The sequence below is a fragment of the Paenibacillus sp. NPDC057934 genome, assembly GCF_042887565.1.
Lineage (GTDB): Bacteria > Bacillota > Bacilli > Paenibacillales > Paenibacillaceae > Paenibacillus_AQ.
The window spans coordinates 1-13,178 of sequence record NZ_JBHVPB010000009.1 but is presented as its reverse complement, the minus strand read 5'-3'; the positions used below and the strand labels follow the sequence as shown (position 1 = coordinate 13,178).

10 protein-coding genes and 1 pseudogene are annotated in these 13,178 nt (G+C 44.5%); all 11 read right to left on the bottom strand.

From position 1 onward, the window contains the following. Positions 1–78: 78 nt before the first annotated feature. The gene (locus ACFVRY_RS20405; RefSeq protein ID WP_387502145.1) at positions 79–1,116 is read right to left on the bottom strand and encodes a CobW family GTP-binding protein; all 1,038 of its coding nucleotides are present in this window, start codon (positions 1,114–1,116) and stop codon (positions 79–81) included. Positions 1,117–1,905: 789 nt separating this feature from the next. After that, positions 1,906–3,531: a peptidase G2 autoproteolytic cleavage domain-containing protein gene (locus tag ACFVRY_RS20400; protein ID WP_387502144.1), complete on the bottom strand. Its 1,626-nt coding sequence runs from the start codon at positions 3,529–3,531 to the stop codon at positions 1,906–1,908. Between the two features lie 250 nt (positions 3,532–3,781). Further along, the gene (locus tag ACFVRY_RS20395) at positions 3,782–4,378 is read right to left on the bottom strand and encodes a hypothetical protein (RefSeq protein WP_387502143.1); all 597 of its coding nucleotides are present in this window, start codon (positions 4,376–4,378) and stop codon (positions 3,782–3,784) included. A gap of 912 nt (positions 4,379–5,290) precedes the next feature. Next, the gene (locus ACFVRY_RS20390) at positions 5,291–5,761 is read right to left on the bottom strand and encodes a MarR family transcriptional regulator (RefSeq protein ID WP_387502142.1); all 471 of its coding nucleotides are present in this window, start codon (positions 5,759–5,761) and stop codon (positions 5,291–5,293) included. A 338-nt stretch (positions 5,762–6,099) separates the two neighbouring features. After that, positions 6,100–8,091, bottom strand: coding sequence for an RHS repeat domain-containing protein (locus ACFVRY_RS20385; protein ID WP_387502141.1), 1,992 nt, complete (start codon positions 8,089–8,091; stop codon positions 6,100–6,102). A gap of 358 nt (positions 8,092–8,449) precedes the next feature. Next, the gene (locus ACFVRY_RS20380; protein ID WP_387502452.1) at positions 8,450–8,689 is read right to left on the bottom strand and encodes an Imm8 family immunity protein; all 240 of its coding nucleotides are present in this window, start codon (positions 8,687–8,689) and stop codon (positions 8,450–8,452) included. A 116-nt stretch (positions 8,690–8,805) separates the two neighbouring features. Continuing rightward, positions 8,806–9,069 (bottom strand): annotated as a pseudogene (locus ACFVRY_RS29400) (IS110 family transposase); the annotation flags it as partial. 842 nt (positions 9,070–9,911) lie between these two features. Further along, positions 9,912–10,541 (bottom strand): rolling circle replication-associated protein, encoded by a 630-nt coding sequence (locus tag ACFVRY_RS20365; protein ID WP_387502138.1) that lies wholly within the window; start codon positions 10,539–10,541, stop codon positions 9,912–9,914. Between the two features lie 399 nt (positions 10,542–10,940). Beyond that, positions 10,941–11,195 (bottom strand): hypothetical protein, encoded by a 255-nt coding sequence (locus ACFVRY_RS20360; protein WP_387502137.1) that lies wholly within the window; start codon positions 11,193–11,195, stop codon positions 10,941–10,943. A gap of 664 nt (positions 11,196–11,859) precedes the next feature. Beyond that, positions 11,860–12,324: a hypothetical protein gene (locus ACFVRY_RS20355; protein WP_387502135.1), complete on the bottom strand. Its 465-nt coding sequence runs from the start codon at positions 12,322–12,324 to the stop codon at positions 11,860–11,862. 56 nt (positions 12,325–12,380) lie between these two features. Next, positions 12,381–13,178, bottom strand: a 798-nt coding sequence (locus tag ACFVRY_RS20350; protein WP_387502134.1) for an IS3 family transposase, incomplete at its 5' end; no start/stop codon positions are given.

Sequence of the window (13,178 nt, the reverse complement as noted above, 5' to 3'; positions counted from 1 at the left end):
CGATTTTTTATAGGGTATGCCTATCTATTAACCTGCAAGAAAAGCAACGAACCAGACCTTGTGGCACTTCACAAACAGTTACAAGCTTCGTCTGACCGCATTTGGCCGGGCGAGCAGGCGTTTCTCCAGTCGCAACAGCTTGTCGCGAAGCTCACCTGACGAGAAATGTTCACCAATAAATACCGCCACATTGGGGACATCGCCCTGCGGCGTGATTTTCATGTAATCCGCTTCTCTGTAGGCATATTGGAACAGGTAACGGCTAGAGGTATCATTGAACTCCACAATCCCCTTCGCCCGATAGACATCCCGCGGCAGATCTTTGACAAACTGCTCGAATTCTTCGCTGTTCACCGTGTTCTTGAAATAATGAGTGTAAGCCATAACATGATCATGCAGCGCATGGGTGGCTCCCGGTGAAGTGCGATCGCTCTCTGTCTCACCTTCGTGTAAGGTGTCGTCTCCTTCGGCATCATCTGTTAAATCCTCGGCTTCAAGACGAATGCCTCCAGCCTGACTTAGCAGTTCCTCAGATTCCAGCTCACAGCGTACTGCCGGCATTACTGCCGCGTATGCATTCCATTTCCGCAGAACAGTCAGGACTTCCTCCTTCTCTTCCTCCGTCACCCGATCAATCTTGTTCAAAATGAGCACCGAAGCACAGCGAATCTGCTCCTGCATAAGACGATAAGTTGCTCCCTGCTGAGCGCGATGCAATTCCAGAAGATGTCCGGCATCCACAACAGTGATCAGACTCTTCAGCTCTACCTTCAGGTACAACGAGGTCTCTGTCACTCCGTCAACGATCTCAAGTGGATTAGCCGCGCCAGTGGCTTCAATGACGACGACATCCGGCGATTCCTTCTTGATGAGTGTGGCCAGTTCAGTGCTAAGATCACCACGGATCGAGCAGCAGATACAGCCGCCAAGCAATTCAGCCATAGGTACAGACTGTTCAACCAGGAGACCATCAAGATTCACCTCTCCCAGCTCATTCATAACAACAGCCGGGCGTAAGCCCTGGCCTTTCCAGTGTTCCAGCAGACGCTGCAATAGCGTTGTTTTGCCGCTCCCCAAAAAGCCTGACAATATATACACAGGTATGGCCTGTTCCATGTTTCATCTCTCCCTGCAAAAATCGGTTATGGTAGCGAGTGTACTACAACTGATCATATCCATGCAACCAGTCCGATGCTGTTCTTCCTTAGCGAAAGAGAAGGTGAAACCCTTTACAACTAGGGTACTGCTTAGAAAACTTCGGTTATCAGGTGGCATTCACCTATTTTGCAGCCTACAAGACAATAGACCAAGCAGGCTTTTGTTATGTGCGTATAATACGATAAGTCCAATGAAGAGGAGCTGAATTGAAATGACTTTTTGCCCCAAATGCCCAGAACAAACTGTAACAGACCCGCCGTCTTTTGTTTATGAAGATTACTTTCACCCACAGGTGGTCAATGTCATTCATCCCGTCGAAGTCATCAGACGTCATCACTGTGTGCCGGTTCCAAACCATTGCTACTCTTACTCCGTCAAAGACGTAATGTGCACAGTATCCAGCGTTCGTAGCCGTAAAAAAAGATAATCTGTCGTCAGCAGGCTTATTCAGCCCTGAATCTGGAGTCTATTCAGCACAAAAAAAGGAGGTACCCGCAAGGGACCTCCTTTTCTTATCCATCAGCAGTTACATACGGTTGTAGTAAACGTTGATACTTGTCGTACCATTTTTTCCACTCCTCGTCACGTGACTCTAATGGTTTCTCCTCGATTAAGGAAGCGATAACTTCCTTACTTCCGTTACGGAAAAAGTGAAGTGCCGGTCAAATCGGGCGGTGTAGCCTGAATGGACCTTCCATTTTCAAGAAGAGGTTTCTTTGTACTGCACCTTCCGACTTCAAGCTAGGCTCAGCGTTCCGTATGCCCTGAAACGCTGTTCAACAGAACTAGTACCTGGTTAGCTCCGGTTCTCTTCAGAACGAACCATCCATGTTCAGCGGCTGTAGCTATTCCCTCGTCATTAGAGCGGCAATAACCATGTGTAACACAGGAACCATCATCACGAACACGAATTTGTCCCACTAATCCAACTGCTACCCATTCTGGCCGTTTGAGGCGGGGAAGGTATTCCCGCTTGGCGTCCCAGGCAGGGTTCAGGAGCGGTTGTATTTCTTTGCGCTCAGGAATCTTCAGATGTCCATTGTTGTCCTGATGAGCTGGCAGGGTCACTTCATGATACTGCTTGCGCCCCCACTCATCGGTTACATATTTGTCCTGCCAGCGCAGCCCCGCACTATTGCCAACAAAGCTAGGCGTAGCGCTGGTAATCCCAATAATAAAATCATCTGCAGATGTTGCTTTACGAATCCGGTCTTCTTGCGCAACTGTTACGAAATAACCGACATCAATCGGCAGGCCGTCTGCCGTCTCGAACATTTCGGCATAATCTGCCGCCGGACTCAGGTACATACCATCAATGAACATATCGAAAGTGGAGCCGCTCCATTTGGCCCCCAAGCCCCTAGCCGTACTGGAGGTACCGTTCCCGATAAACCAGGAATAAGCTTCATCCGCGTCACCAAAGCAGCCCATAATGTGGGACGCAGTAAACGTAGTATTATTCCCCCGGCCTTCGGCGTGAGAAGCTTCACCGCTGGCTATATTGTCTTCACCTTCCGCATGAGCGTAGGGTCCGTCGGCTAGGTTACCAATGCCTTCGGCATGCGAAAATGGACCGTCGGCCAATGTATACGCACCTTCAGCGTGAGCAGAAGGCCCGCTGGCATGGGTATGGAAGCCTTCGGCATGAGAAGATATTCCACTGGAAATGGTGCTTTGCCCCTCAGCGTGCGACCCCGCATTTCCGCTGGCGACGGTGTCCAGCCCTTCCGCATGGGAAGGAGAGCCAATCGCTACCGTGCTTTGCCCCTCAGCGTGGGAAAAATCTCCGATAGCCCGGGGACCCGGCGAACCGGTTATACTTATCGTGCCTCCCTCCGCATGGGCAGCGAACCCGATGGCGATGCTGCCCACTCCCTCGGCATGACTGCTAGCTCCGCTAGCCAGATTCGGAGAGGGTGTGTTCAGACGATCTAAGCCACCACCTTCCACATGAGAGGCTCTTCCGCTGGCAGTATTCCCTTCTCCCTCTGCGTGGGAAAATAATCCGGAAGCTGTCGTCTTCGTTCCTTCCGCATGAGAGGCCACACCGCTGGCAATGGTTGACGTCCCCTCCGCATGAGCCGTGTCTGCAGTAGCCTGACTCTGGTAGCCTTCCGCATGGGAAGCACTTCCGCTAGCCGTGGTTGTATTTCCTTCGGCATGCGCTGTATCCGCACTAGCCAACGTCTGATATCCCTCCGCATGGGAGGCGCTCCCGCTTGAGATTGTAGTGCTGCCTTCGGCATGAGCCGCGTCGTACGTGGCATTGGTCTGGTAGCCTTCCACATGTGCAGCAATGCCACCGGCTATAGTATCGGTCCCCTCTACTGTAGAATATTGACCAGTCGCATTCTGGCTGCATTCATTTGCCATGCCCTCCATCACCCCAACTAGATATATTAATTGTACATAGCTATAATATTCGGGTTAGATAGGACAGCAATGGCTATTAAACTATGAGATTCGCCCGTTTTACTGTAAAAAGACTGAAAGAATTATAGGCCGCACGCGTATGATAGCGTGCCACAATAGAAGTTCTTGCTCATTCCAGCCAGATCCATAACAAAAAGGCAGACGCGTCATCCTAAGTGAATGACACGCCTGCCTACAACCACCTCTCGCATCAGCTTTGTGATGTTGGTGTGGGTCTATAGTAGACCTGGTCGCCTGTTTGCAATTTTTTAAGATGCTCAGGTGGCTCATCTTTCGACAAATTCAAACGTTCCAATAATCCGGTGAACAACGCTTTAATCTTTTCTGAATACTTGGCCTTCTCCTTGCCCATGGATGTATAGACGAGTGAGGCATTATATTTGCTGTAAATCTCTGTCTTCGTCGTCGGTGTTTCAGCAATGTCACTGTTCCCATACCAGTCCGGGATTCGCTGCTTCCGCTCATTCAAGTCCGAGAATACATGCAGCGTAATATTCTGAGAGGGCTGTCCGGCAATTATATACTGATAGCTGACATTGCCTCTGCTGTCTTCGGCAAACATCTCATGCGTCAGCTTAATTCCCTCTCTGGCAAATGAGCGCCGCATCTCACCCAGAAAACGCCCGTTGAGTCCCTTACCCTGCGACTGTGCGCGCAGCACCCCGTCTTCATAGGCTCTCATGCTGTATTTATCCGCTTCCTTGTGGATCTGATGTCCGCTGCAGCCTGCCAGCACAGCTGCCAAAGCGAACGCAGCAGCCAGCACCTGGAGCCATTGTCGCTTCATCCCCGCCACCCTTTCTGTAAAGATCCTGCTACACCTGTCAGTTGTAGGATGGCTGGCTAGGGGGAGAAGTATGCGGTATTTTGCACAAATATCCTCTTGGGTGGATCTTCAGAAAAGTCGTGCTTAATCATTTGGCTATTATCATTTCCAGCATCTCTGCGTGTGAACAATTAAGCTAACTATTATAATTACTCCATAACCCCTCAAATTGTGTAGCACTAATCTCCACTACTTCCAATTCTTTATCTTTAGAGTATATTTTTTCAGGTAAGCTCTCAGATATAACATTTACTTTCACATATAAGCATCTCATTAGAACCCCTCACTTCATTCGGAGCAGAAAAAGCATTTTTAATTGGTTGGGTGATCTCATATTCCAACCGGAATGGTAATTCCCCATATGTAATTGCTGGACGTGGTGGATTTGGTTGTGCTTGAATCCCTATATATAGTGCAACCCAAGGTAAAGTATAAAAGGATACGATTGATAGCAGAAAAAACAATGGAATACCTATTATTAAATACAGCTTTATTTACACTTACATCCCGCCTCCCCCATTTCTATACTCAGAAAAAAACGGTGATTTTGATTTTGTCAAAACTGCCGTTCATTGATGCTACATGATTTATGGGTATAACTAACCATCCCCAAACAACGGTTTTTCTCGCGCTGTTGTATTTTGTTGTGGACTACCTCGGGCCAACTTGGATCAAGGTGCAGCGAACGGACTGCGATAAATTTCCAAGTAGACTCCTTAGGCACTAACAAGCTGCTCGTGATTGCCCATTTTTACTATATCACCGCTATCGGATTAGTTTTATTTCCTCGTCAATAATAAAACAAATAAAAAAGACAGCCCTTTCTCAATCGAGTTGGATTGCCTGTGATGTCATTTTCATTATTTAAATTCATTACGACTTCATCTCTATATCTATTTTCTGTATTTCTGCATCCAAATGCCTATCATACTTTTTCATGAAGGCAAGCACACTGTCAAATTGTTCTGCGGTTATATGCTCAAATACAATTTTATCCCGTTCGATAAACTTTCTATGCATTTCCCCATGGACGTTATAAATTACTTCTCCTTGCTCAGTCAGCCTGAAATAGATTTCTTTCTTATTATCTGGCTTCTGATAACTCTCAATGAGTCCCTTTTCGATGAGCTTCTTGGTCATTTTACTTAGTGCACCCCTAGTCATATAAAGGTACTCCGCAAGTTTTGTCACGTTGGAATCTACATTATCGCCAATATATTCTATGCAACCTACTTCAGAGAATGTATAATTCCTAAGACTGTCTTCCAACTTAATCCTATTCACCCAAGCGATCTTGTTATATAAGTCCCTGAAACCTATTATGACCTGTTCTTCTTTGTCCATGGCCAGTCCTCCCGCTCAGTTGTGCATTAAAAATATAAAGAGTATTATATCTATTTTTTGTTTCTTTTTCAACAATATCAAGATGATCATTGGGGAATGGGCTTTACATGATAAAAGATGAACGCATTTAAGCATTCAGTAAACAAACTGTTGTTTTTGCGTGCAAAGAAGGGTTTTTGAGAGTTGTTCAAATAACGCTTTAATCTCTTCAGAATACTCAGCCTTCTTCTTTTCCAGTATGTATAGACGAACATCCTTTCCTGTAAAGATCGTAATGCTACAACTGTCAGTTGTAGCATTACTGAGTAGGGGGAGAAGTATGCGGCATTTTAAGCAAACTATTCAATACGTGTTTTTATTAAATTCCCATTTTTATCATAAAGGTATTTAATAACTCTATTGTCTGACAATCTCCGTTGCATAAGTCGCCCATTACTATCATATTCATATGTTTCCAACTGTTTCACAATGATATCATCCAAAGATAGAGCCCCTCCTCCATTAGCTCCCCAATAAATATAATAATTCTCTTTGTCTCCTGTTGTGAAACTAACTGTTTTAGAGCCAACACTTCCATTATTGTCAGACCAGATAATATTGGCTATCTCCTCTAAGTTGTCACCACTACGCCCTAAAAAATAAAAATAGCGATTTTTATCCGATACGTTCATATCAAATACTTTATAGGAGAATGTAATAGAATATGCCGTGTTTTTTTCAAATACCATCTTAGATGAATCTGAGAATAAAAAGTCAGCCCATTCTTGAGATGAGGATGAAGCAGCATATGCTGAGTGTGTTCCACTTATCACTTTTGTAGGATCGTTAGTAATGTTTGCAAGTAAAGGAGTATATTTTGTTGAAGAGAACGTCCCCTTTTCAAAGGACTCCCCTGATTTTATGATCCGTATATCATCTAAAGATAGTGTACCACCAGCATGAATCCCCCAAATCAAGTAATAATTATCCTTATTTCCAGTAGTAAAGGTCACAGTCTGAGTTCCTTTTCTCCCACCAGAATTCCCCCATTTTGTCCAACCTTTATCTTCCTTATTATCGGTGCTCCTAGCCAGAAAATAAAAGAATTGGTTCGGATCACTCAGTGCCCCACTCTCTGATTTGAAAGCAAAAGATATTGTGTAGGTTGTATTTTTTTCAAACTTTACCTTAGCTGGATCAGTATATGAAAATTCCTTCCATTCTTCAGTTTTAGAAGCGTTTAAAAACGCCGAGTACGCTCCACTGACCACCTTATCAGGATCATTCGTGATTGTCCCAGACACCGGTAAAAAATTGGTGTTATTATAGGTACCATTTTCAAATGATTCACTTAGTTTGTTCACTTGGATGTCATCTATTGAGAGAGCACCACCAGCATGAATACCCCAAATTAAGTAATAATTATCTTTATTTCCAGTAGTAAACGTAATCGTTTTACTTCCTACACTCCCACTTGAATCATTCCATACGGTCCAACCTTGATCATCCTTAACGTCAGTACTTCTGGCTAAAAAATAAAAAAATCTATTTTGTGCATTTTTATCCATGCTTACAGATTTATAAGAAAAAGTAACGGAGTAAGTCGTATTTTTTTCAAACTTTATTTTTTTATTATCTGAATACGAAAATTCTTTCCAATCTTCAGAAAGTAACGATGAGAGATAAGCCGAATATGAACCATTTACAATTTTAGATGGGTCATTTGTGATGGAACCTGATCCAGGTAAATAATTCGTTCCATTAAAAGAACCATTTTCAAATGTTTCACTCGTTTTGGGGACTGATTTTACTATACGGATGTCATCTATTGAGTAAGAACCACCGCCATGGATACCCCAAATCAAAAAATAGTTGTCCTTTGTGCCTGTTTTGAACGTTACTGTCTTTATGCCACTATTACCCGCGGATTCCTTCCAAATTGTCATTCCTTTATCTTCTTGGCCATCATTGCTGCGCGCCAGAAAATAAAAATAACGATTGTTATCTGCATTCATATCTAATGATTTATACGAAAATGTAACAGAATATGTCGTATTTTTCTCGAATTTGACCTTTTGTTGGTCAGTATAAATCGCTTCTTTCCATTCATCTGTTTGCTGAGATATTAGATTCACTGAGAATAGTCCAGAGACGACTTGACTGGGATTATTGGTAATTACTCCTGATGCAGCAATATAATTGCTTCCCTTAAAAGTTCCCGATTCAAATGTTTCGATTGGGACAATCTCGTTCTCTTCTGCTAAAATCGTTTGAATTGGAATAAGAAGAATTAAAACCACTCCAACAAAAATAATAAGATTCCTAAACTTGTTAATTGATGTACGCTTCATTTGATATCATTCCTTATTTTTTTCTTCAAAATAATGAAACTGAATCTAATTAATAGTAGTGATATACTGAGATATATCGGTTATTGGTAGAAGGTATTTCCTGGCATTTGAAAAGTGTCGATTCCTTTTAGCGAACACACCGCCAAGCACAAATGACTCCCTCTTCGTAAATAACCCCGCCCCTCGTAGAAATCGACGCCGCTCATACGCTATTATCGGGTGAAAGCCACATGAGATTGTTACGTTCCTATGTGGCTATTTGACGCTAACCCAACGATCAGCCGCTCGATTCATTCAACACTAGGGGGGGGCAAAATAAAGACCTTGAAGGAGTTAATTTCTCTCAAGATCTTTGTAATTAGCTATCCTTGTTCAGTCTTGCCATAGCTTCATCAAGTGTCTCGTATTGAATGTTATCGTACTCCCAATTCAAATGGCGATTAATAGCATTCGCCACTTCATCCCACGTGGGTCTAATACAATCATCTAGGATATTCGTAATTTGAGTTCTGATTAACTCAATGTCAAATTCTCTGGCAATTAAATATCCTCTACCACTGATATGCAAAAGTCCTCTTCTACTTCTGGCTCGTGAAATATATGCATTGCTTTCAAAACAGGTACTATCATAGTATTCTCCCTACGCCTCTCTTACTTAATTTCCACATGATAATTACTAATTCTATCCTTTTCATTGAATCCTTTTTTACTGAAAACCTCAAATACAGAGCAACCGCTTTCGGTCAAGTATACTGCCAGCGCTCTGCCGAATCCCCCCACATCTTCCAAGCCGTATACAGCGAACATGCCTTTCTTCGTGTGTTTCTTCACTTCCTTCACAAGTAGGGGAAAGGCAGACGGCTTATTATCAAACTTGATTTCGCCGAACTTCTTGTTCTAGCAATCAATTATCACGGCAGAATGATGCTGCTTGTGCAGGTCTACGCCTACATAAATCAATCTATCGGGTTGAATCATCTTCGCTTCACTCCTTGTTGCCGTTATATATTGATGTGTTGCTGATGGATTAGAACGACGTCCTGCAACAAGCGGGTTCGGGTACACCACAAAGATATGTAAGCCAATCTCTAACCCATGAGTAACCACCCAATCCGGATGACCTGGAATGTTGACCGTGAAATGAGTTTGCATCCTCAGTTCGAGCGGACAAGCCGCAAAGACACGTTAGCAAAATCTCATTCCCATCACGTTCCATCATTCGGCTTTCGGGTTCTCCGGGTTCAAGTATAGGCTAGGTCTGCCTTCTCCAGTCGCATATGAAGCCGTTCTAATCTTACCGCGCCTTCCAATTGGTGGATGACGATCAGCACATCCTCCGCCATCAGCTCATCGAATCGCTTACCATAGCGGAAAATATGATCGGATATTGCGTATTAGCACGATTTCTGCGTTTCCAGTTGCTTATTTATTGTTCGGCCGCAGTACGCCTGATCTTATCGCGCTGATAGACGAGACTGTAACTATCCTTCGCCTGCCCTTTCGTCGGTACGAGAGTATAGCCAACTACGTTCAATGTAACCGAATCCGAATTCGCAATTAAAATACCTATTTATGGTAATTATTGATCGAAGCAATCATAGTACGCGAGTGTGGTAAGTTCAAGCCCTAATTTTTCAAAATTAAAGTGCAGCAACCTTTATCCAGCCCGGCCACAGTAGGAGCAGGTGGCTTATGCGCAATTGAAGGCTCAACCTTAATTTTCATTTCAAAATTTAAGTGACACCACCCTTATCCATTCGCCCCACAGCAGGAACAAGGGTCGTATTATCTTTAATGCAGTAACGTTGTAAAGGATATCTTTATTTCGTCAGCTGGTACGTTTCGAGCTGGATATAGTTCAGGTACTCCACAGGGAATTGGCGGGATTCCACTAGCTTCGTTACATACCCGTTTTCCTTCAACTTCGCCATCATCTCGTCAAAGTCGCCTTTTACCGTCCTCGGGACAATCAGGTTCTTGCTCTGGAGGAACAGACGCTTTCCATACGAACGCTCATCCGCCTTAAAATCCCGCAGATTCTTAATCGGATCAAGCTTCAGCTTATTCCGGCGTTCCACCATCGGCAGGCTGTAGATTCGTTTCAATTCGACGCTTCCCAGCCCCCAGATGTCCCGAAACGTTCCATCAGTCAGCTCCGCTCTCGCTAACATAGGCAGGTCGGCCAGCAGGTGGAAGTGGAGCGTGCCGCGCTGCTGGAAGGAGCGGACGGCAAGATACTTGAAATCGCCATACCGTTCACGCATCCGCTTCACCCAATTCTCATAGTCCTTCGCTGCTTCATCCAGTGTCACATTCGGATTCTCATAGGTGAGCGTAATGAACTTATGGCCAGACTGAAGTTCCGGTCCATCAGGTGGCTGAATCGTCCTCGCTCCGCAAGTTTCAACCGTCCCGGTTTCGGCGTTCGATCTGGTCGATTTCGTACGCACTCCTCCTTATCCGGTAGTTCTAAAACCGCTGAATAGACCCGTTTCTGCAAGTCCGTCAGGGTCGGGTCGGCATAAATCGCTTCGATTTCTGCTAAGCGCTGGCTTTTCGATTTATAGCTGCTTTCCTCTTGTAGCTCCTTTCCGAATATCTTCACTCGCAGGCAATCTCCAATCTTCGTCATCTGGCAGTTATAGCCCATCGCACAGTCCTCCTCGGTTTTTAGCGCCCCATTGGGGCGTTTAGCCTAAATAAACCAAGGGGATGCATCTGTGCTCCATGTAATTCACATGAAAAATAGCTGCAGGGGAAACCACTTTCTCGATACGACCGGCATATCCAGTAAGGAGGGCACGGGAAAAGATGGTTACAGCCAGCTTAAACAAGGCGTAACGGGTAATTCATAAGGGCGCTGGGTAAACACCTGCCCGAATACGCGAAAAGCCCCCGTCAGCGACAACAGGACGTTCTACGTCCATTTCATCACCAGCGGGAGCTTGTGGGGAATATGAATATTCAGAGAACCGCGAGAAAACAGAGCATTTCGATTGTCCAGATACCTCGTAATTATACTTCGTATCACTCACCGGACGAGCGAAGCGAAGTCCTCCGAGCGTTAGCGAGGAGCAGAGCACATCCATCCCTTGGATCTCCATAGTCAGAAAACAGCCCAGGCTTCTATGGGCATGGGATGCCCACGGATATTCAGGTTCAGGCAGGTATCCACGTTCCGACTCGTTCCTGCCTGTGACCTCCTCGCTTCGCTCGGAAGACTCCGCTTCGCTTCGTCACTTTCTTTCTCTTTTCATTCAAGGAAGAACATGCAATTCACGTGATGAATCCTCTTTAGTTCTTAATATAGCGGACACTTTTATCCCTTTTATTCGCCCACTCCTGACAGTACCGTTTTTCTCGTGGAAGATGGAACGTTCCCATAAGAACCCTGTATTTCCCACATAGGAGCGCATGTCACGTTCTCCATAGAAACCATCCATAGCTCCGCCGTTCGACCGTATATTTATTCGTTTCTCCGCAGGAAATATACCATTCTATTCCAGCAAGTTATCAATCGTTCCGAATTGATCGAAAAGTTCTATCAATTATTTTTCAATCAGCTCATTCCGTCCCTATCGCTTGTCGAATCGGGTAGAGGCAAGTGGCTACAGACCATTTAAATCGGGCAAATTCACAATTCTATCCTCGGGACAGTCGAACGGTCACGGCAGGACAGTAGCGCCCATCTACGGAGATTTCTGAGCGTTTTACGTCCTGTTCGTCGCCACGTGCTGGGCCCGGAGATCCACTTACTCCGAAGTTAGTCTATTGAAACAAGTTAACGTATACCAAGGTCAAACATATCGGTACAACAAATAACACCGTAAAGGGAGTAAAGAAGCTCGTTCCGCCCGTTCTAGCGATGTGGAAATCTTGGAGCTTCTCGTCAGGATTCGCCTTAATGATCTTTTCAATCTTCTTTTCGGCAATCTGCAGATAAACATCGTCAATAAAGAAGGCTAACGGGGCATTGAGTAGTAACATAAACAAAACTCTAAACTCAAATGTGCTCAGATTCAGGCTAGAAGCTACGATTAGCACAAATACGTTCGCGGCTAGGAAGATAAGAAAAGCAAGATGCATCTTCCGATACAGCAAAAAAATACCACTCAGCCAGAATGCTCCCCAGTTCCATTTCCGCTTTTTCCGCCACGCTTCTAGGTAGTAATCGTTACTGGCGAATTTCTGCAATTGCTCCTCGGTAACAATCGGATTTCTTATATAGTCCAACTTCTATTCTCCTCCCAGTATTGAAGTGACCCCATAAAGTTAGACAGGTTATATGATTAGGCGATTCGTTGGGCATGAGTTCGGTACTGTACCGGACTCATGCCTTTTAGTTTTGCCTTGATTCGCTTGTGATTGTAATAATCCATGTATTTTGATAGTTCTTGTTTAAAATGTGTGATGCTTTCAAATTCCTTTAAATACAGAAATTCAGATTTCATGGTGCCAAAGAAGCTTTCAATGACGGCGTTATCGTAGCAGTTACCTTTGCGTGACATACTTTGCTTGATACCACGTTCTTTAAGGGCATGACGATAGGGTTTCATCTGATAGTGCCAGCCTTGGTCAGAATGAATCAGGAGTTTATCTTCATCGTCTAATCGCTTTAATGCTTGATCTAACATCGTGGAGACCAGGGAATAGACCGGTCTTGATTCAATCGTATATGTAATAATTTCGCCATTATATAGATCGAGCATGGGAGATAAATATAGTTTTTCTCCGAATAATTTAAACTCTGTTATATCCGTAACCCACTTCTCGTTCGGCTTTTCAGCGTGAAAGTCACGTTCTAATATATTCGGTGCAATCTTGCCAACTGTGCCTTTATACGAACGGTATTTCTTCATGCGTACAAGACTCTTTAATCCTAATGCTTTCATCAAACGTTGCACCTTCTTATGATTCACACGGTGCCCACGATTGACTAACTCATCTCGAATTCGGCGATAACCGTAGCGCCCCTGGTGCTCCTTGTAAATCGCTTGAATTAATTCTGTTAACTCGACATCTTTGTCTGGCCTACCGAACGTTTTTACCGCGTAATAATACGTGCTACGAGGGATAACCGCTAGCTG

Bases quoted from the DNA above. Each gene is read 5' to 3' on its own strand.
- ACFVRY_RS20360 (WP_387502137.1), bottom strand. From the start codon at position 11,195: ATGGAGATCCAAGGGATGGATGTGCTCTGCTCCTCGCTAACGCTCGGA.
- ACFVRY_RS20400 (WP_387502144.1), bottom strand. From the start codon at position 3,531: ATGGCAAATGAATGCAGCCAGAATGCGACTGGTCAATATTCTACAGTA.
- ACFVRY_RS20395 (WP_387502143.1), bottom strand. From the start codon at position 4,378: ATGAAGCGACAATGGCTCCAGGTGCTGGCTGCTGCGTTCGCTTTGGCA.
- ACFVRY_RS20405 (WP_387502145.1), bottom strand. From the start codon at position 1,116: ATGGAACAGGCCATACCTGTGTATATATTGTCAGGCTTTTTGGGGAGC.
- ACFVRY_RS20385 (WP_387502141.1), bottom strand. From the start codon at position 8,091: ATGAAGCGTACATCAATTAACAAGTTTAGGAATCTTATTATTTTTGTT.
- ACFVRY_RS20390 (WP_387502142.1), bottom strand. From the start codon at position 5,761: ATGGACAAAGAAGAACAGGTCATAATAGGTTTCAGGGACTTATATAAC.